Consider the following 19,463-nt stretch of genomic DNA (forward strand, 5'->3'; position numbering starts at 1 on the left):
AACGAAACGGACAACTGAGACTTCACCGACGGTCTGGCCCACCGTCGGTGTCGAGAGGGGAAGCGCGCGTGCCTCGCTGGGCCACGAGACGGGTTCTGCCTGCCCTGACGCTTGCTCTCGTTCTCGCAGGGTGCACCAGCACCGACACCCCGAAGCTGGAAACACCCTCGGCGACAACGGCTTCCGCCTCACCCAGTACCGCTTCCTCGCCGACGCCCTCGGCGGACCCTCGCGCCGAGCCGGCCATCGCGGCCTACCGTGCGTTCTTCGCTGCGGGACTCGAGGCGGCCCGAAACCCGGGGCGTCTGGCCACGGAGCCGAAGCCTGGAGCATCCGATTTCCGGAACTACTCCTTCGATCCGCTGCGTGGCCAGTACATCGCGTTCGTGATGGGGTTGGCCTCGGACAAGGTCGCCTACCGAGGTTCGCCGCCGACGCCCCGGATCACGGTGAGCAGGGTGGATCTGGCGGCCCAGCCTTACCCGATGGTCGAGCTCAGCAATTGCCCGACCCCTGCCCCGACCTGGACGGCGTACTCCCTGGCCACCGGAAAGGACATCCCCGCCAAGCCGGCCAGCGTGCCGCAGCCCTATCGACTGCAGGTGGAAGTGATCCAGTATCAAGGCCATTGGGGAGTTTCGAAGATCACCGCCGACAACACCGCGACATGCACCGGCTGACCTCGGCCCTGACCCTGGCCACGCTACTGGCCACTGCACTGCTGCACGCTGCACCGGCCATGGCGGCCGCGACCCCGCCGCCCGTCGTGGGGTGTGACCCTCAGTTCGATGTCTGCGACGTGGGAGTCGGGCAACCGGCGAGCCCGGGCGACCCCACTCGCCCGCCGTCCAACAATGGCGCCGCCGTACCCTGCTCGGTTCGCCAGGGATCGATGTTCGTCGCAGTGCCGTGTTCGAGCAGCGCGGGCTCGTGGTCGAACGCCTTGCAGTGTTACCTGCGGGCGTACTCGCCCCCTCCTGCCTTGTCCGATCCGGTGTGGGGAGGCCACACCACCGGGGCGATCTACTTGTGCACCACGGCGTTGACGCCGTCGACGCGGCGGGTGTGGTTGGCCGCGCCTCCAGTAGGGGTGACTCCCGAGCAGTTGGCGTTGCAGGCGCTGGCGAGTGTGCAGCTGCCCAAGCCGGTGGTGCAGCGCTCACCCTCGCAGGCGAACAACGACAACGGTTCCCCCTATACCTGGGTGAACCTGTGGACGTGGTGGTGGACGACGCCCGCGACCTGGCAGCCGCGGACCGCCACCGCCCGGGCCGGGGCACAGTGGGCCACTGTCACGGTCCGCCCGACGCGCATGGTCCTGAACCCCGGGGACGGCGCCGCGCCGGTGACCTGCGCCGGGCCGGGCCGCGCCTGGACCGAGGTCGACGCCGACACCGAGCCCGGTTCCGACGTGTGCGCCCACCGCTACACCCGGATCACCCGGTCCGGGCCGCTGACCGCGACGTTGTCGGTGCAGTGGACCGTGACCTGGCAGGGCTCGGGTGGGACCTCGGGCGTGCTGCCCGACATGCAGACCACGACCGCGACATCCTTTGTGGTGCAACAGATTCAGGTGGTGACCCGATGACCACGACCGTGCGTGCCCCGCAGGCCCCGGCGCCGGCCCGGACTCCGTTGTCGACGCGGCAGCGTCGTCCGGGTTGGGCGGCGCTGGCGGTGACCCTGATCCTGGGGTTCGCCGCGTTGGGTGCCTTCCTGTATCTGCGGGCCGGGGCCAAGGTGCCGGTCGTCGTGGTGGTCGCCGACGTCCCGGCGGGGCATGTCGTGCAACGCACGGACGTCTCGACCGTGGCCGTGGCGGGCGGGGTCACCGCGGTGGCCGGCTCACATCTCGACTCGGTGGTCGGGCAGACCGCGACCGTGCACCTGTTGCCGAACATGTTGCTGCAGCGCTCGATGCTCACCGATCAACCGGCCCTGTCCGCGGCGCAGGCCGCGGTCGGGGTGGCCGTGAAGTCCGGTCAGATCCCCGCCGGTGGTCTGAGCCCTGGCGACACCGTCGATGTCGTGGCGCTGCCCGGTGCGGGCACGTCGTCCGGGGTGCAGCCCGCCAAGGTGATCGTGACCTCGGCGCGGGTCGACAGCGTCCGAGAGGATCCGGCGCAGACCGGCGGCAGCGTGCTCACCCTGATCGTGCCGCGGGAGAGCGCCGGCGCGGTCGCCGCGGCGAGCGGCGCGGGACGGATCGCCGTGATCGAGGTGGCTCCTCGATGATCCTCGCGGTCTGCGCCGACAAGGGATCCCCGGGGGTGAGCACCACGGCTCTGGCCCTGACGATGGCCTGGCCGCGGCGCGCCGTCCTGCTCGAGGCCGACACCCGCGGCGGTGACCTGGCGTTCTGGGGACGCCGCCCCGACGAGGCGGGCCTGACCCCCGCGGACGGCGCCCTGCTGCCTGCCGAACCGTCGCTGATCACCTTGGCCGCCGATGCCCGTTCCGGTCTCGCGCCCCAGGCGTTGCCCCGCTACGCCCAACCCACCCGGTGGGGCATCGATGTGATCCCGGCACCGCCTGCCGCCCCAGCGTTCTCGCCGCTTCGCCCACTGTGGGACGGCGTCGCCGCGCACGCCGCGTCCTGGCCGGACCTGGTGGTCGCCGACCTGGGCCGCTTCCACGGCGGCGCCCCTGCGGCGCCGCTGGCTCGGGCGGCGTCCGCGGTGTTGGTGCTGACCAGCCACAGCGTCGAAGGGCTCTATCACGCCCGCGACCGGGTCAACGAGCTGGTCCACACCCTCGGCGACCCATCACGCTCCCGCGGCCTCGTGGGGGTCGTGGTCCGCACCAGCCGTCGAGACCACGGCGCTGCCGAGGCCCAGATCGCGGCCATGCTCGCCGCTGCCGGCTCACCCGTGCCCGTGGTCGGATCGGTGTGGCACGACCCGGCAGCTGCGGCAGCGTTGCGGGCCGGGAACCCCGCGCCGCGTCGACGGCGCCGCGGCGACCTGGTGGCGTCCATGTCACGCCTGGTCGAGGGGATCGGGCGGTGGTGGCCCGAACTGACCGCGCCGCGACCCGGCGAGAACACCCAGGTCGCCCCTGCTGCGGCCGGGGCCACCCGGTGAGCGCGGTGAGCGCGACCCACGCGGCGGCGTCCGACGTGGACTACGCCCTGGTGCGGGCGTTGCAGGAGCGGGTCGCGGACCTGATGACCCGGCACAAGCAGACGCGCGAGCAGCAGGGCCTGGCGGGACTGGCACCGGCCGATGAACGGCAGTTGGCGATGAGTCACGCCGCCGAGGTGGTCGCTCGTCACATGCAGACCCTGCTCGCGGCCGGCGCCGACCTGCCCGATCCTGGCGTGGACCGCCGGCTGGTGGAGGCCATCGACGCCGCGATGTTCGGGGCTGGTGCCCTGCAGGAGCTGCTGGATGACCCCGACATCGAGAACATCGACATCAACGGCTGCGACGAGGTGTGGATCACCTATGCCGACGAGCGGGGCAAGGTCCGCGGTCGCCCGGTCGCGGCCAGCGACGAAGACCTGGTGGACGTCGTGCGCACCCTGGGTGCCTACGCCGGCCTGAACGCCCGACCGTTCACCCCCGCTCACCCCGAGCTGGATCTACGCCTGCCCGACGGGTCCCGGTTGTCGGCGGTGATGGCCGCCTCCGAGCGGCCACTGATCTCGGTGCGCCGCAACCGGTTCCCGCAGATGTTCCTCGCCGCCGTGCCCGCGACCGCGCGCCGCGCCGGGCATGCCCGCAGCGGGACGGCGCCGCAGACCCTGCTCGACCTGGGCACCGTCGATGAGCAGTTGGCGGCGTTCCTGCAGGCCGCGGTGACGGCGCGCTGCAACATCGTGATCGCGGGGGCCACGGATGCCGGCAAGACCACGCTGCTGCGCGCACTGATCAACTGCATCCCGCCGCACGAGCGGTTGATCACCGTCGAACGTGCCCTCGAGCTCGGTGTGCGGATGCACCCCGAACTGCACTGGGACGTCGCCGAGATGGAGGAGGTGCTCCCGTCGGCCGACGGCGGCGGGGGCCTGACGATCGGGCAACTGGTGCGCCGCACCCGGCGGCAGAACCCGTCTCGGGTGATCGTGGGGGAGGTGCTCGGCCCCGAGGTCGTCGAGATGCTCTCGGCGATGAGCCAGGGCAACGACGGGTCGTTGTCGACGTTGCACGCCCGGGATGCCGCCGACGTGTTCCAACGGTTGGCGACCTACGCCGCCCAGTACGAGGGCATGCCGTTCGAGGTCACCCACGCTCTGATGGGCTCGGCCCTCGACCTCATCGTCTTCGTCCGCAAGAACCCGCGCCTGGGTGGACGCCGCACCGTCACCGAGGTCCTCGAGGTCACCGGCAGCAGCGAGGGACGCGTCACCCGGTCCCGGATCTTCACCGAGTCACCGGACGACGGCCGCGCCGTCCGCGACGGTGAGGTGCAGATCGCCAGGTGGCGGTTGCTGGCCGATGCCGGCTACGACGACGCCCGCTACCACCAGGCCTATGACGACGGCGCAGCCCACCGCGCCCTCACCGGGGGGCCACGATGACCGCGCTGAGCGTTCTGCCAGCGGGTGCCGTCCTGCAGCCGGGAGCGTTGGCTGCCGCGGTGACCGGCGCCGGGCTGGCCGTCGGGGTCGTGCTGTTGGTCGTCGCGGTGCGGGGCACGATCCCCGATGCGTCCCGCCCGCCGTCGCGGCTGGCCCGGTGGCGCGCACGGGCGGGGTCGGCGGCGTGGACCGGCCGGATCGCGGCGGCGGTCGGGATCGGGGCGGCGACCCTGCTGGTCACCCGCTGGCCGGTGGCCGCGGCCGGGTTGACGGCGCTGGTGGTGTGGTGGCCCCGCATGTTCGGCGGTACCCGCGGCGAGCAGGCCCAGATCGACCGGCTCGAGGCGTTGGTGACCTGGACCGAGGCGTTGCGCGACACGGTGGCCGCCCACGCCAGCCTCGAACACGCGATCCCGGCGACCACCCACAGCGCGCCGCCGCTGATCCGGCCCGCCCTGGTGCGCCTCGCCGGCCGGATCCGGGCCCGGACCCCGCTGGACGTCGCGTTGCTGTCGCTGGCGGCCGAACTGGACGACGCCTCCGCCGACCTGGTGATCGCGGCCCTGATCCTCAACGTGCGCCGCCGCGGCGACCGGCTCGGGGAGGTCCTGACCGGCCTGGCCGACACCGCCCGGGAGGAACTGGACCTGCGGCGCCGGATCTCGGCCGGGCGGGCGGGCCTGCGCCGCGGCGTCCAGATCGTGATCGGGTTGACGTTGGGATTCGCGGTGTTCCTGTTCGTCTTCGGTGGCACCTATGTGCAGCCCTACGACACCGCCGGTGGGCAACTCGCGTTGGGTGTGGTGGTGGCGATGTTCGCCCTCGGGTTCACATGGATGAGGCACCTGTCGGCCTCCGAGCGTGCCCCGGCGTTCCTGAACCGGCCCGGGCAGGGGGCACCGTGACCGCCATGGCGCTGGTGGGCGCCGCCATCGGTGCCCTGGTGTTCGCCGTGATCTGGCGGCTGGTCGCACCCCGCCCCTCCGCGTTGGTCCAGCTGGCCCGGTTCGACGCCCACCAAGCCCACGCGCAGCCCACCGGGCCGGGAGGGCTGACTGGACGGTCGAGTCTGGGCGATCGGTTGGCTGAGCCCCTCACCGGACCGCGCAACCCTGTGCAGCAGTGGACATCACGCGCCGGTGCCTGGATGGCGCAACGGCTCGCCGAACGCGGCGTCGCCTACACCTCGCTGCGGCAGGACCTGGCCCTGACCGGTGGATCGATGGAGGCCACCCTCGGCCGCAAACTGCTCGCGTTCACCGCCGGGTTCGTGGTCGTCGCCGGCACCGCCGTCGCGTTGCGGGTGGCCGCCGGGGTCGCGACGCCGCCCGCGGTGGTCACGGCGGCGGCGCTGGTGGTGGGGGCGGGGTTCGCGTTCCTGCCCGATGTCGAGGCCCGCCGGGAGGCGTCGAGGAAGCGGCGGGAGTTCCGTCGGGCCTTGGCCGCCTACCTCGACCTGGTCGCCCTGGAGATGGCCGGGTCGGCTGCCCCGACCGAGGCGCTGCCGAACGCGGCCCGCGTCGGGGGCGGCTGGTCGATGGCACTGCTGCGCGAGACCCTCTGGCGGGCAAGCCTGTCCGGGCAGGACCAGTGGGACGCCCTGACCGAACTCGGCGCCCGGATCGGCGTCCCCGAACTGCGCGACCTGGGCGCACTGGTACGTCTGGTCGGGCGTGACGGCGCCCGGATCCGGCAGACCCTCACCGCCCGCGCCACCACCATGCGCCGCAAGGAACTCGCCGAGGCCGAAGGCGAAGCGGGGGAGAAGGACCAGTCGATGCGCCTGGCCCAGATCCTCATCGGCTTCGGGTTCATCGTGTTCCTCACCTACCCGGCGGTGATCAACGTGCTCGCCTTCTGACACCCGTTGCCCCGCACCAGGATCCGACACCACGGAAGGAACCGACATGACCGAGATCCAACTGGCCCTGACCTGGCTCCGGGCCCGGCTACACGCTGCCCGCCCCGAACGCCCCCGCGAGGACGGCGGGGCGAGCATCGTCGAGACCGCGGTCATCATCGCCCTGTTCGTCGCCGCGACGATCATCATCGTCGGCATCTTGGTCGCCAAGGCCACCGAGGCCGCGAACTCGGTTCAAACCCAATAGTTCTGCCGCCATGAGCCACACCGGGACGCCGCCGCCGAAGCAGCGGCGAGGGCACGAGGACGGGTACTCGACCATCGAGGCCGCGTTCACCCTGCCCGCGATGATCCTGTTGACGATGCTCGTGGTGCAGTACGCCCTGCTCTGGCACGGCCGGCACGTCGCGCAGGCCGCGGCGCTGAACGCCGTCCGCGCCGCCCGGACCTATCAGTCGACCGCCGAGGCCGGCCAGAACGCCGCCACCAGCTACCTCGCCCACGTCGCCCCGAACCTGCTCACCTCCCCCACGGTCACCACCAGCCGGACCGCGACCACCGTCACCGTGCAGGTCCACGCGAGGTTGCTGTCCGTCGTCCCGTTCGCCGACTTCGACGTCACCCAGACCGCGGCCGGTCCCGTCGAACGGTTCGTGTCATGACCGGCCGGCCTGCCGTCGAGGGTCGCCGTCCCCGGGGCGAGGAGGGGCTGATGGTCATCGAGTTGGCCATCCTCACCCCGTTCGTGATCGTGATGCTGCTGGTGGTGGTCGCCTTCGGCCGCGTCACCCACGCCCGGTCGCTGGTGGACGCCGCCGCAGCGGCCGGGGCCCGCGCGGCGTCCCTGACGAGCACGCCGGGGCAGGCCGACGCCGAGGGCCGCGCCGCCGCGCTGGCCGCGCTGGCCGGCGCCGGGTTGACGTGCACCGGGCCGAGCGTGGACGTCGACACCTCCGCCGTGCGCCCCGGCGGACACGTGGCGGTCTCGGTGCGGTGCACTGCCGACCTGTCCGCGCTCACCCTGACCGGCCTCGGCGGGGCGATGGTGTTGACCGGGCAGGCCATCTCACCCGTGGAAGCCCACCGCGACCTGGGCAGTGCGCCGTGAACCGGCCTGTGAACCGGCTTACCGCGCAGCGGGTCAGGGACGAGGAGGGCTCCCTGGCGCTGTACATGGCGGTGATGGCGGTCGGGTTGATGGCCATGGCCGGGCTGGTCATCGACGGTGGCGCAGCGATCGCCGCCCGGGGCCGCGCCGCCGACCTCGCGAACGAAGCGGCCCGCGCCGCCGCGGACTCGATCACCCAGACCTCCCTGCGCGCCACCTCGGCGAGCAACCTGCAGATCGACCCTGTGGCCGCCGAAGCCGCCGCCCAACGCGTGCTCGGTCTGGGCGGGGCCAGCGGCGAGGTCAGCGTCGGAACCCGCGAGGTGACCGTGATCGCCCACGTCCCACGGCAGGCCGCGGTGCTGTCAGCCGTGGGGATCACCGATCTGACGGGCACCGCCGAAGCCACCGCGACGATCCTGCACGGTTTGACGACAGGAGCCCCGTGATGCGCCGACCCCTCACCGTCCTGCGTGCCCTGGCCGCCGTCGTCGTCCTGGTCGCGGTCGTCGCCGGAATGCCCGTGCTCCTGGCCACCACCGTCGGGAACCCCTGGCACAGCTGGCCCGACCTGATCGCCGGAGACCTGTCCGACACCGTGCTCGTCGCCGTCCTGGCCGCTGTTGCCTACCTGGCCTGGGCGCAGTTCGCTGTCGCCGTCATCGTCGAACTGGTCGCCGCCGCCCTGCGGATGCGGCGCCCGGTGCGGCTGGTCGGGATCTTCCCCGCCCAGCAACGCCTGGCCCACACCCTGGTCGCCGCCGTGTTCGCCCTCGGGCCGCTGGCCAGTACCCCGACCCTCGCGCACACCATCCCGGACGCCGCACCCACCGCCACCGTGGCCACCGCCCCCGCGGCCCTGCCGAGTACCCGAACCCCGCACACGCCAACGGCTCCCACGCCACCCAGCTACGTGATCACCGCTGGTGGGCCGGGCACCTACTGGGACCTGGCCACCGTGCACCTGGGCGCCGGGGAACGGTGGGGTGAGATCTGGGACCTCAACCGCGGACGACGCCAGGGCGACGGTGAGGTGATGACCGACCCCGGCATGCTGCGGGTCGGCTGGACCGTCCTGCTCCCCGCGGACGCCGCCGCCTCGCCGTCCGCGGGTGCCGGAGCCGCCGGGGTGGGCGAGGTGGTGGTCGAGCCCGGGGACACCCTGTCGGGGATCGCCGCCGCGCACGACGTCGCGGACTGGCACCGGTTGTGGGCCGCCAACGCCGGGAGCGCTCAACCCGGGGGCAAGCAGCTGACCGACCCCGACCACATCGAACCCGGCTGGGTCATCAACGTGTCGGCGACGGAGGAGAAGCCGGCTGGGGCGCCCACGGCACGGCGTCCCAGGGCCGTACCGGAGGCGAACGGCCGAGAGCCCCGCACCGCAGCGACACCGCCCGCGCCGCCGGCGAACTCCGCTCCGCCCACGACACCGACCCATCCCGCTGCCATGCCCACACCGACCCTCGCTGCGTCGCCGTCGTCGCCGGCCGCGGCGTCCCGGTCGGTGGAGTCAGCGCCGCCCGCTGCCACGCCCGGATCGCCCGCCGTACCCACCGCCGCGGGGCAGGCGCAACCCGATGCCGCGCAACCCGAACCGGCCCCGGACGAGGTGGACGGTCTCGCCGCGCTCGTCGCGGCCGGGCTCGGGTCGGGTTTCGTCGGGGGTATGGCGCTGCTGTCGATGGTCAAGGCCCGCCGCCAGCAACGCCGCTACCGTGCCCCGGGTCGAGCCGCGCCGCCGACGCCGATCAGTGCCGTCGCCACCGAACGTGCGGTGCGTTCGGCCAGCACCCGCGACATCACCTGGCTCGATGAGGCACTGCGGGGGTTGTGCCGTCAACTCGCCGGCGACCCCGGCGGTCGGCTGCCCGACGTGATGGCCGTCTGCCTGGACGCCGTCGGGGTGGAACTGGTTCTGGCGCAACCGGTCCGCCAGACCCCCGGCGACTGGCAGGCGCGCGACGGCGGCAATCGGTGGCACCTGGCCCGCGACGCGGCAACCGGGTTCGACCCCGAACACCGCGGTCGCTATCCCGCGCCGTACCCGGGGCTGGTCTCGGTCGGCTGCACCCCTGAGGGCCACACCTGGCTACTCGACCTGGAACACATCGCGGCCCTGGCCCTGACCGGCGACCCGCAACGCTGCACCGACCTGGCCCGCTACCTGGCCGCCGAACTGTCCCAGAACCCGTGGCCCGAGCTGGTCTACCTCACCCTCGCCGGCCTCGACGACGACCTGGTGGCGTTGAGCCCGGAACGAATCCAGATCGCCCAGAACCCCACCGAGATCACCCGCGCCGTCCGCGACGCCACCCGCCACGTGCAGGGCGTGCACGAGGTGATCGACAGCATCGGCCTGGGAGTGCTGCCCGCCCGGCTGCTCAACGTGGCCGGCGACACCTGGTTCCCCGAAATCCTCATCCTGGCCACAGACGCCCCCCAGGAAGCGGGCCTGGGCGAGCTGCTCACCACCCTCGGGCAGGGCGTGCGTACCGGGCAGGTCGTCGTCGTCACCGGCGCCGACGCCAGCCGTGTCGGTCGCGAATGGCGACTCGAGGTCACCGCCGACGGCCACCTGCACGTGCCCCGCCTCGGCCTGCACCTGACCGCCCACCGCCTGACCAGCACGGCCGGTCGGGAACTCGCGGCCCTGCTGGGCACCGCCGCCGCCCTGGACGACGCCCCCGTCCCGGCCGCGCACGGGGACCGGGACTGGGAGCAGTTCGCCGACGCCCACGGCGGTCTGCGCCCCGAACTGGTCACGGTGACCCCCGTCGCGGCGTCCCAGAACGGCGGCACCCGGCCGGACGACGTCCCACACCTGGGCCTGGCCGGCGCGCAGGCGACGTCCTCGGTCCTGCCCTCACCCACACCCACCTACGTGGCGACCGCCGCGACCACCGCCGCCGAGGTCGTGGCGTTGGCCCCCGCGGTACCCGAACCCGTGACCCGCCGCGTCGCCGACGCCGACTCGGCCCTTGACGCCGACCTCGCCGCCTGGCACGACCCGACCCGGGCCGTGCCGACGGTCCGCGTCCTCGGCCCGGTCCAGGTCGAAGCACCCGGGACGCTACCCGCCGGCAAACCGCGGCGAGCGTGGAACACCGAGGTCGTGGCCTACCTGGCGACCCGGGGCCGCGCCCTGAGCGCCGAACAGATCGCCGCCGACCTGTGGCCCGCAGCCAGTGGCGTGGCCGGGTCGGGTCGGTTGCGGCAGGCCATCTCGGTCGTGCGGACCTGGCTCGGCCAGGACCCCGCCACCGGGCAGCCCTACCTGCCGCCCGCCGCACCCGGCACCGACGGACGCGGCGGCCTGTACCGGGTGCAGGGAGTGCTGGTCGACGCCGACCTGATGGCCCGGCTCCGGTTGCGGGGCACCACCCGCGGCGCCGACGGGATCACTGACCTGCAGGCCGCGCTCGACCTGGTCACCGGAATGCCGTTCGACCGGCAACGCCCCGGCGGCTACACCTGGCTCGCCGACACCCCCCTCGATTCCGAGTACACCGCGATGATCGTGGACGTCGCCCACCTGCTCGCCATCCACCACCTCACCACCGGCAACCCCGGCGCCGCGCACGCCGCCGCGTCGGTGGCGGCGCAGGCCGCGCCATATGACGACGTCCCGCTGCTCGACCTGATCGCTGCCTGCGATGCCCTCGGGCTCGCCGCCGAAGCCGAGCTGTACGTCGCCCGGCTCCTCGCCGGACACGACGCCCAATGCATGGACGACCTGCCACCGCGCACCGCCCAACTCCTCGCCGCCAGGAACCAACCGGCGCACGGCGACCCGAGAGCCCAAACCCACTGACCCACCAGCGGTCTGGCCCGTGGAGTGGAGAGTCGAGGTCAGGCGTTCGGACCGGCCGGCGGTGCCGGAGGTGTGACGGGCGGGCCAGGCTCGACGGTGGCGAGCAGCCCCCAGGACCGCCACCGCCACTGCCCCACCGGATGCCAACCCGCCGCCCGCAACGCCCGCTCCGCTGCAGCACCCGCCGGGACCGTCAACACCAGGTGCAGCGCCGGACCATCACCCGTGCACTCGACCACGATGCAGAAACGAGCCTCACTGACCTGCAACGCCCACGACCGCCGCCCCGGACCGGACTCACCCGGATCAGGACGGCGCGGGGCAGGGGTGGGTAACGTCGGATCCACGGTGACCTCCCGGGGTCATCCAGGCCCCCGGCAAGCGGTGCAACGCGAACCGGGGGCCGCCTCGAAGATGGATCCACACTGCGGCGAGTGATCACTGACCGTCAACGAGCCTGTGGATAACCACCAGGTCCTCCTGGGGCGGGTGGCCGAGCTGGCCGACGTCGTGGAGACCGCGGCAGGCAAGCTCGAGCCCGAAGGGGACACGCTGCTGTTAAGGATTGGCCATCATCTGGGGCCACCGCGTCGCCACTGATCGCACGGTGCCGCCCTGCTCTCCGCTCCTGCTGGGGGCAACGGCTCGCGGCGCCCCGTCCGGGCTGTGATCGACGCGGTCCGAATACTGTCGGTGGTGCCTTCTACGCTGCGTGCAGCTCTCGCATGAGGCACGGCGCGCAGTACCCGGGGAGTTCTTGCAGCGGTGCACATCGAGGCGGATAAGTCCGCGAACGGTTCGACAGCAGCAAGGAGATACACGTCCGTGACCACCCACGCCAAGCAGTTCAACGACGCCATGGGCCGCATCAACCCCGGGGATGACGCCGCCCACGCACAGCAAGCGCACACCGAGGTCAGCGAAGCGCTCAAGGCCGACCCCAAGCTGAAGGATCTGGACATCTCGCCGATCTTGATCGGCTCCTACAAGCGCCAGGTCTCTATCCGCCGGGTCAAGGACGTCGACGTCTTCGCCCGCCTGAAGAAGGCCACCGCCAGCACCCGGCCCGGCGACATCATGGATCACGTGGCGGTGGTGCTGGAGGACACCTTCCCTGATCGGGTTGAGCGTCAGCACCGCTCGTTCAAGGTCGACTTCCCCGACTTCGATCTGTCGGTGGACGTGGTCATCGCCCGCCCGTGCGTGAAGCACCCGGAGGAGCACTGGCAGATTCCGGAGAAGATCGAAGAGGACGGAAACGCGCGCTGGGTGGAGACCCACCCCGACCGGATGACGGAGCTGACCACCGAGGCTAACAAGACCTACCTGCTCAACGCCGACGACGCCAAGAGCGGCGCATACGTCCGGGTGGTCAAACTGGTGCGTCAGGTGCGCCGCACGTGGGGGGACGACCAGCCCGGCGGCTACTACTTCGAGGTCCTCACTTGGCACGCCTTCCAGGATCTCCAGCCGGAGGAGTCAACGCTCGCCGGCTATCTCACTGTTGTCCTTCGCCACATCGCTGATCACCTCCCGGATTACGAGAGCGACGGACCGGTCGACCCCACCCTCGACGGCAAGACGATCAAGAGCAAGGCCACGCCGGAACAGGTCCGGCAGGCAGCTAAGCGGATGGCCGAGGCCGCCGATCTCGCCGAGAGCGCGCTCGCTGAGGACGACGCTTGCCGATCGGCCCTGCAATGGCAGGAGCTGCTCGGGATGACCCACAACACGGACGACCCGGAGCACATCTTCGCCATGCCGGAGTACTGCACGGCGGACGGGCGCACGAAGGCCGATGCCAGCCTCACCCGTGGCTCGGTCACCGTTCCGGCCGGTCAGGGCCGCTACGCGTGAACGCTGCGTGCGCGGCCGAAGCGGACCGGTGGCGAGAGCAGCTGCTGGCCCACGGCTTCGGCGACGACGGCGTGCGATTGACGGGGCCGGTGACCTGGCGACATCCCTCGCAGGGGAAGGCCACCGCCCGTGTCGAGATCGTCCTGACCAATGCGTTCCCGTTCGCTGCACCCGAGGTCAGGCTGCTGGAGGCCGGTGCACCCTTCGACGCCACCTTCCATCTCGCGCGTCCGGAGCCGGGGCAGCACTACGGCGTGATGTGTCTGTGGGAGCCCGGCCGGTTCAGCGTCGAGCAGGCGCCCTGGCGCGACCCGGTGGCCGTCCTGGAGCGGGTTGTCGGCTGGCTGGAGGCGACGGCGAACGGCTGGCCGGGCGACGCCTCCTGCGATCTGGACCGTCACCTCGAACACGAACCGCTGTCGGCAGCGCTCGTCCTCTATGACGCTGACGCCCTTCAAGGCCTGTCCGCCGTGACCGTCCGCGTCGCCGGCGATTCAGGAGCGCCCACCGTGCGCATTACCGACGAGGTGCGGCGTATGCCCGAAGCGAGCACCCGGGTCCGCCGCAAGGATCGCCAACTGGCCTGGATCGGTGATCTGGGCGAGGTACGTCACCCGGTCTGTGACTGGGTGGACCTGGCAGCCCTGCTCGGACCGCACGCGACGACCGTCGGGCACGGCATCGGCCTGGGTGTGATCGACCGACTGCTGCTGCGCTACCACCGAAACGGTAGCCCGGGGGTGCTGGTCGTGCGCGCCAGGACGTGCCCCACCGGGGTTCTGTTGCGCGCCTCCGAGGCCGCCGACACCAGCTCCGGCACCCGGAACCTGCGGGCAGGCACACACGCGGGGGAGCTTTCCAGCAGGAGCGTCGCGGTGATCGGTTGCGGCGCGATCGGGTCGTTCCTGGCCGACATCCTTCACCGGTCCGGTGTCAGACGATTCACGCTGATCGACCCCGAGGTGCTGCGCCCGGGGAACCTGGTGCGGCATCTCGCCGGCGAGTCCTTCGTGGGTTGGGCGAAGGTGGAGGCGGTACGGGCCCGCTTGACCGCGCACCAGGGCGACTCGAGTGTGGTCGTGCGGCGCGCCTGGGTGACCACCCTCGAGGAGGCGGTCGATCTGATTCAGGGCCACGACGTCGTCATCGATGCGACGGCCGGCGCCGCCCTGAGTAGCCTGCTGGCCACAGCTGTGGAGTCTGCTGGGCGCCGCATAGGTCATATCGTGGTCTCAGTGTGCGTCCAACGCGAGGGCGGCATCGCACGGGTCGACCGGTTCCCGCTCCGGATGGGGGAGAGCTATCTTCCTGGACTGCCAAGTCTCGACGATGAGCACCTACCGCGGGAGCGCGGTTGTGGCAGCGCCGTGTCCCTCACCCCGCCCGGCGCAGTGATCGCAGCAGCTGAGCTCGGCAGCCGTGTGGTGATTGACCATCTTCTGTTCCACGGCGTCTGCCCTCCCAGCCTGGTCGACGTCCGCGTCGCCCAGCCGGAGGAACCCTTCAATCGGACAGGTTTGGTGCTGCCGCCGCCCCAGACAGCGCCAGGGGGATCGCTCGCCGCGGTTGACCTTCCCACAACTGAGCGTCGTGCCACGGACTGCCAGGACTTTGCGTGACCTCCTGGCAACGCAGACCGAAACGCCGTCAGGCCCAGACGACGGCCACGGCCGTGACCAATCAGCCGCCTGACGTCGGCGGACTACCCGTGCAGGTCCACCCGGACGCGCACGCCATGGTGACGCAGGCGGCATCCGCGGCACATCCTCAGGAAACCGGCGGGCTGCTGCTCGGCTGGTGGCAGGCCGGCTCGGTAGTCCTCCGATACGCCGTCGAGGTGATCGATCCCGACGCGACATCCACTTCGTGGCACCGTCAGGAGCAGCTCACCCAAGCGGCGCTCATACGCGCGATCGACGACCACGAGCATCCCTGGCTCGGCTACGTCGGAGACTGGCATACCCACCCGGCTGCATGTCCACCCAGCAGGCAGGACGAGGCCTGCATCCGCGAGGCATCCACGCAGTTCGCCGACCCCCTGGTCCTCCTCGTACATCGCTTTGACGGCCGCCTAGATATCCGCGCCGCCAGAGCGGGACGCAGCCAGCCAGCGCGCCAAGTCACGTACGATCCGCTCGACACGAAGGGCTGCTGACCGGCATGAGCATCTTCCCGCCCCACGCTGCCGGACCCGCGTCCCCCAGCGGCGTGCGCCGAGGCGGCGACTACTACCAAGACCTGATGGTCTGGTCGCACGCAATGCAACTGATCCGTGCCCGCAGCGGCTTCTGCCGGCTGGAGGTCGAACGCACGGGGGTGGGCAACTTCGACGACGTCATTCTGCGTGGCACCACTCGCCCGGACCTGCTGTCGCAGGTCAAGTGGTCCACGACCTCCGGTGCGTCGATCGACGAGACGTACCTTACGGCGGCGCGGGCCAACGGCAGATCGCTGCTGCAGAAGCTGTTCGCGAGCTACCTCCAACTGCGGGGCACCAACCCGGACTTGCAGATCATCACCAACCGAGCTCCCGACCCTCAGCATCCGCTGCTCGGAGCCATCGACGGGCGTACCGAGCTGCTGAAGCTGCCTGCGGAGGTGACGAGGCGGAGCCATGTCGGCAAGGCATTGCAGGCCTGGTGCCGGCACGTCGACGGCTGCGAGGACGACCTGCGGGGCCTGCTCGGCGCGCTGCGCTTCGTCACTGGACGCAGCATCAGCTCCGAGATCGACCGGGTCTGCGCCTTGATGGAGGCGGCTGGCCTGCAATCGGACGACAACGCGTTGCTGCTGGCTACCGCCGAAGTGCAGAGCTGGGTCCGCGAGGGCCGCCGCGTGCTCACCCCGGAAGACGTGCATGCCAGCATCGACGCTCGCCAGCTTCGGGCGGGGGACGAGCGTGGTGTCTTGCTCGTCCAGGCACTCGACTGGGACCGGCACCCTGAAGACGCCCATGAGGTCCTCGACTGGGTCGACCTGTTCCAAGGCGACAACCCCAAAGCGCGTTGTCAGCCCAAGACCCCCGACGGTTGGATGATCATGCAGGCCCAGCTGACGGAGGCCATCGCTCGGCTAGAGATGGAGGGATGGCAGTACCTCACGCTGCGCGGCATGATGCGGCAAGCCACCTTCTTCCTGGTCGGCGCGCTCGCGCCGAAGACCCGAAGTTGGAAGATCAACTATGTCCAGCGCCGCGATCGTGGGGCAGGGCAATCGTGGGACACTGAGGCACCCATCCAACTGAACTCGGAACCGCGGGTCGACGTCCTCGCCCTCCGGCAGGGGGAACATCTCGCCGTGGTCCTCAGCAGCACCCTCGACGCCACCCATGATGTCTGCGCGTACCTACAGCAGACAGCAGTTCCTGCCAACACCCTGCTTTCGATCACTCCCGGCAACATGCCGCACGACGCCTCCATTGCCGGGTCCGGGCACGCCGCCTTGTACGCCCAGCAGGTCAGGCAGATCATCCGTCAGGAACTCACCAGCAACCCTGCCGTCGATGTCATCCACCTGTTTCTGGCCGGACCTGGCGGACTCGCGCTGCTGCTGGGTCACCGTTGGAACAGGCTGCGACCCACCATCGTCTACGAGCACCTCGGTGACGGACTCGGCTACACCCCTGCGTTCTCGATCAACTGATCGAACTGCATCGGCCCAGGTGGACATGGCCGACTTCAGTATCGAGGCGGCCGCCCACCGGGATCGGCGTAGAGACGACGGCGGTGGGGATCAGGGTGTGGACCCCGCCGTCGACCCGTACACGGATCGGTGAACTGGCCCAGTTGAGCGAAGCTGCCTGACCCTCCACCCCCCGGTTCGCCGTCGACCACACGCACCGTTGAACGGCGCAAAGTGGCTCTTCGGAATCGAGGGTGTAGTCGCGGCCTGAAGCCTGCCGTCTCGAGGCGCGCAGCGATGATCCCGGCGCTGCCCGGTGCAGGGATCGGGCGATGTAGTTGGTGAGGTTGCGGAAGTCGAGGGCGGAGCCGCGCAGGTGTTCGAGCCAATTTCTGCAGTTCACGACACGTGGACTCGGTTTCATAGTCAGACCTTCCGCACTGGAATACTGATCTGTGCCTGTTCCTGGTAACGCCATCTCCAGGCCCGAAAATACAGCATTGAGGGACTGTGCCTCCCCACCCGAGTAGTCCGCCAGTCTGAAACCATCGCAATGCAAGTTGCCAGCCGCGACTCACAGGTAGTGCAGAATGACAAGAAGGCTGGATGCCAACAACCGCGGCTCACGCCGGGCTTCGACTTCGGCGTGCCCTGCCTTTTCGAGATCCACCGGTCTCGGAAGGGTGAAGGAGCGCAGAGCGTTAGCGTGCCGTCGTGAATGCGAGGCCGCGACTCAAACGATGTCGGTCCACTGACTTCGGACGAGAGAGGTGCTTGAGGCCGCAATCATGGTAGAGACAAGAAAAGCAAGTCCACAGAGTGCCACCACTCCCAGAATCGGATAGTCACGCGCAACATCGGGCGCTGTGTCAGTAGCTTGAGTAATTAGGTCAAACGATAGTCCAGCTACGTACCCCAATCCGCAGAAGAGAGCTGCGAGAATGGGGAGGCCGATCGCCGCAGTCCAGGAGAAGAAATAGAATCGACCCCACGCTGTCGCGTCTGTCGACTCATACATCCCTGGACGCGACCGCCAATGCTCCGGAAGGTAGGAGAGTGCCAGGGCCGCCGCAGCTGCGACAACCGTTGCCACGGTGTAGGCATCCCATCTGCTCGGGTGCAGCGCGTTCGCTCCGATCATTGACGGCTGCTCTTGTTGTCTGTATGCGGATTCCGCGCTGCCGACAATGGCCACAAGCAAGACCCAAGATCCCTGGATCACAACTGCTCCGAGCGTGACCGCAACGGCGCCGAGTACGCTCTGCCTCCCGCGGTCCTGTATGTATTCCGAGCCCCTGAGTGCCCAGAAACGAAAACGGGAGAGCGCTTGACCCAGCGAACGCACTCCATCAACCCAGGCCTTGAATGCTGTCACAAATACATACACAACAAGGATGATCGAAGTGGGGCCGAACATGGCAGCCAGAAGCTGCATGATGAGTCCCTGTGGAGTTGGCAAGTCATGCACGCGAGCACCTCTTTACCATGCAATTGACCGTAAGGCTACCGGCTATGAATGGAGCCAGTGGTCCAGGGTTCGTGCCATAGGATCAGGAAGGCTGGGATGGTATCTCACACTTGAGTCAAAGGCATGGTGGAGACCGCGTCGACTCCCTGTGTTGCGCTTGTCGTAGGCTCTTCCGTCAAAGTTGGCCAAGTACTGAGCCAATATCTTCGGCATAAGGCTAAGGGGTCCACGATAGGCGCCGAGCCATTGGTCCGTCATGAGTAGAGCGGATCCTGGATGCAGTGCAGGGAGATTCGGAATAGCGGTATCATCCAGCTCTCTGCCACCTTTCAGCAAGAGATAGCCGCATCGCTTGAGTTGCCTGTTGCGCACAGTTATCTCGCGAGATCCTTTCGCAATTGACCCCACGTCGCGATCTGTCAATCGAGTAACACCATCTGGTGCCTGACCGTAAAATGCCGGGTTCCACATCTTTGGCTTTACCAACTCAAGAGCCGCCGTGACAAACTCCGCAAACTCTCCTTCAGGTTTGAATACAGGAAGACTCTCCATGTCGAAACCCGAGGCTCGCCACTGATCTCCATATGACATGTGGGAGCCAACCTGCTCCCGCTCCTCGGCGATCAGTTTTCGAAACCTGTTCACGATGTCCCCTCTCGGTTGATCCAGCACGCTCGCTCCAGGACCTATCCTGCCAACCCTAGGCTTGCGGTGTCGGCTGAACGGCGATGCCGGCCCGACAGCGCTGCGCAGCTGGCGAGGTTGGAAGTAATTCGCCGCGCTGAACGGGACGTCGGCTATGGCGGTCGTCTTGCTCATGATTGCCGCCTACATCAGCAGTGACGGTCTATCGCGTTGCTGGAGGTGGCGCCGGTGCTCTGCTGCCTGTTCTCGCCATGGAGCTTTCTGGTCTTCCTCGGACACTCATCGGCGTGGACCTTATGCGGCAGGCGTTCCGGGCCGGCCGCGATGGTCGTGAGGGTGGCCTGCTCTGGTCTGTAGATGATCACCCCGGCAGGCAGTCGCCACGATGGAGTTGTTCGCCGGGGCGCTCGGTTTGTTCAAGAACCCGGTAAGCCACCGACGTGTCGACTTCAGTGACGCGACTGAGGCCGCCGAGGTGGTGTTGCTCGCCGACCTCCTCGTGCGACAGCTGGGCAAGCTGCCACGGGCACTCGATCAGCCTGACTGAGACCGTTGCTGCCCCAGCCT

The 19,463-nt window shown here is 69.8% G+C and carries 20 protein-coding genes; 17 read left to right on the forward strand and 3 right to left on the reverse strand.

Features of this window, described 5'->3' with window-relative positions; translation table 11 throughout:
• Nucleotides 1–68: 68 nt before the first annotated feature.
• The 12 genes from IPK24_07490 to IPK24_07545 are packed head-to-tail and all read left to right on the forward strand — an operon-like array spanning nucleotide 69 to nucleotide 11,305.
• Entirely contained in the window at nucleotides 69–680 is a 612-nt protein-coding gene (locus IPK24_07490) for a hypothetical protein (GenBank protein ID MBK8075399.1), read from the forward strand.
• Nucleotides 668–1,588 carry a hypothetical protein gene (locus tag IPK24_07495; GenBank protein ID MBK8075400.1) on the forward strand — a complete coding sequence of 307 codons (921 nt, stop codon included), beginning with the start codon at nucleotides 668–670 and terminating at the stop codon, nucleotides 1,586–1,588. The genes IPK24_07490 and IPK24_07495 overlap by 13 nt, the downstream gene beginning before the upstream one ends.
• The gene (locus IPK24_07500; GenBank protein ID MBK8075401.1) at nucleotides 1,585–2,235 is read left to right on the forward strand and encodes a hypothetical protein; all 651 of its coding nucleotides are present in this window, start codon (nucleotides 1,585–1,587) and stop codon (nucleotides 2,233–2,235) included. The genes IPK24_07495 and IPK24_07500 overlap by 4 nt, the downstream gene beginning before the upstream one ends.
• Nucleotides 2,232–3,083: a hypothetical protein gene (locus tag IPK24_07505; protein MBK8075402.1), complete on the forward strand. Its 852-nt coding sequence runs from the start codon at nucleotides 2,232–2,234 to the stop codon at nucleotides 3,081–3,083. Before IPK24_07500 ends, IPK24_07505 begins: the two co-directional genes overlap by 4 nt.
• Before the next feature lie 5 nt (nucleotides 3,084–3,088).
• On the forward strand, nucleotides 3,089–4,522 hold the full coding sequence (locus tag IPK24_07510) for a CpaF family protein (GenBank protein ID MBK8075403.1): 1,434 nt from the start codon (nucleotides 3,089–3,091) through the stop codon (nucleotides 4,520–4,522).
• Between the two features lie 32 nt (nucleotides 4,523–4,554).
• Complete coding sequence (locus IPK24_07515) at nucleotides 4,555–5,427, forward strand: type II secretion system F family protein (GenBank protein MBK8075404.1); 873 nt, start codon at nucleotides 4,555–4,557, stop codon at nucleotides 5,425–5,427.
• The gene (locus tag IPK24_07520; protein ID MBK8075405.1) at nucleotides 5,424–6,383 is read left to right on the forward strand and encodes a hypothetical protein; all 960 of its coding nucleotides are present in this window, start codon (nucleotides 5,424–5,426) and stop codon (nucleotides 6,381–6,383) included. The genes IPK24_07515 and IPK24_07520 overlap by 4 nt, the downstream gene beginning before the upstream one ends.
• 46 nt (nucleotides 6,384–6,429) lie before the next feature.
• Nucleotides 6,430–6,630, forward strand: a complete 201-nt coding sequence (locus tag IPK24_07525) for a hypothetical protein (protein MBK8075406.1) — start codon at nucleotides 6,430–6,432, stop codon at nucleotides 6,628–6,630.
• Between the two features lie 10 nt (nucleotides 6,631–6,640).
• Nucleotides 6,641–7,045 carry a pilus assembly protein gene (locus IPK24_07530; GenBank protein ID MBK8075407.1) on the forward strand — a complete coding sequence of 135 codons (405 nt, stop codon included), beginning with the start codon at nucleotides 6,641–6,643 and terminating at the stop codon, nucleotides 7,043–7,045.
• Entirely contained in the window at nucleotides 7,042–7,491 is a 450-nt protein-coding gene (locus tag IPK24_07535; protein MBK8075408.1) for a pilus assembly protein, read from the forward strand. The genes IPK24_07530 and IPK24_07535 overlap by 4 nt, the downstream gene beginning before the upstream one ends.
• Nucleotides 7,488–7,940, forward strand: a complete 453-nt coding sequence (locus tag IPK24_07540; protein ID MBK8075409.1) for a hypothetical protein — start codon at nucleotides 7,488–7,490, stop codon at nucleotides 7,938–7,940. The genes IPK24_07535 and IPK24_07540 overlap by 4 nt, the downstream gene beginning before the upstream one ends.
• Nucleotides 7,940–11,305, forward strand: coding sequence for a LysM peptidoglycan-binding domain-containing protein (locus IPK24_07545; protein MBK8075410.1), 3,366 nt, complete (start codon nucleotides 7,940–7,942; stop codon nucleotides 11,303–11,305). The genes IPK24_07540 and IPK24_07545 overlap by 1 nt, the downstream gene beginning before the upstream one ends.
• A 38-nt stretch (nucleotides 11,306–11,343) precedes the next feature.
• Here IPK24_07545 and IPK24_07550 read toward each other — a convergent pair whose 3' ends face one another.
• Entirely contained in the window at nucleotides 11,344–11,652 is a 309-nt protein-coding gene (locus IPK24_07550; GenBank protein ID MBK8075411.1) for a hypothetical protein, read from the reverse strand.
• A 478-nt stretch (nucleotides 11,653–12,130) separates the two neighbouring features.
• On the opposite strand from IPK24_07550, the gene IPK24_07555 reads away from it, so the two are divergent.
• Genes IPK24_07555 through IPK24_07570 form a run of 4 tightly spaced genes read left to right on the forward strand, consistent with a single transcriptional unit; the run spans nucleotide 12,131 to nucleotide 16,804 of the window.
• The gene (locus IPK24_07555) at nucleotides 12,131–13,162 is read left to right on the forward strand and encodes a nucleotidyltransferase (GenBank protein ID MBK8075412.1); all 1,032 of its coding nucleotides are present in this window, start codon (nucleotides 12,131–12,133) and stop codon (nucleotides 13,160–13,162) included.
• Nucleotides 13,159–14,781, forward strand: a complete 1,623-nt coding sequence (locus IPK24_07560; GenBank protein MBK8075413.1) for a ThiF family adenylyltransferase — start codon at nucleotides 13,159–13,161, stop codon at nucleotides 14,779–14,781. Before IPK24_07555 ends, IPK24_07560 begins: the two co-directional genes overlap by 4 nt.
• Nucleotides 14,778–15,317: a Mov34/MPN/PAD-1 family protein gene (locus IPK24_07565; GenBank protein ID MBK8075414.1), complete on the forward strand. Its 540-nt coding sequence runs from the start codon at nucleotides 14,778–14,780 to the stop codon at nucleotides 15,315–15,317. Before IPK24_07560 ends, IPK24_07565 begins: the two co-directional genes overlap by 4 nt.
• 5 nt (nucleotides 15,318–15,322) lie before the next feature.
• On the forward strand, nucleotides 15,323–16,804 hold the full coding sequence (locus IPK24_07570; protein MBK8075415.1) for an SAVED domain-containing protein: 1,482 nt from the start codon (nucleotides 15,323–15,325) through the stop codon (nucleotides 16,802–16,804).
• Between the two features lie 712 nt (nucleotides 16,805–17,516).
• Here the strand turns inward: IPK24_07570 and IPK24_07575 are convergent.
• The gene (locus IPK24_07575; GenBank protein MBK8075416.1) at nucleotides 17,517–18,218 is read right to left on the reverse strand and encodes a hypothetical protein; all 702 of its coding nucleotides are present in this window, start codon (nucleotides 18,216–18,218) and stop codon (nucleotides 17,517–17,519) included.
• A gap of 75 nt (nucleotides 18,219–18,293) precedes the next feature.
• Entirely contained in the window at nucleotides 18,294–19,070 is a 777-nt protein-coding gene (locus IPK24_07580; protein ID MBK8075417.1) for a hypothetical protein, read from the reverse strand.
• Nucleotides 19,071–19,281: 211 nt separating this feature from the next.
• Here IPK24_07580 and IPK24_07585 point away from each other — a divergent pair, with 211 nt between their 5' ends.
• Nucleotides 19,282–19,443 carry a hypothetical protein gene (locus IPK24_07585; protein MBK8075418.1) on the forward strand — a complete coding sequence of 54 codons (162 nt, stop codon included), beginning with the start codon at nucleotides 19,282–19,284 and terminating at the stop codon, nucleotides 19,441–19,443.
• Nucleotides 19,444–19,463: the final 20 nt, after the last annotated feature.

The sequence above is a fragment of the Kineosporiaceae bacterium genome (genome assembly GCA_016713225.1).
In the GTDB taxonomy this organism is placed as follows: Bacteria; Actinomycetota; Actinomycetes; order Actinomycetales; family Kineosporiaceae; genus JADJPO01.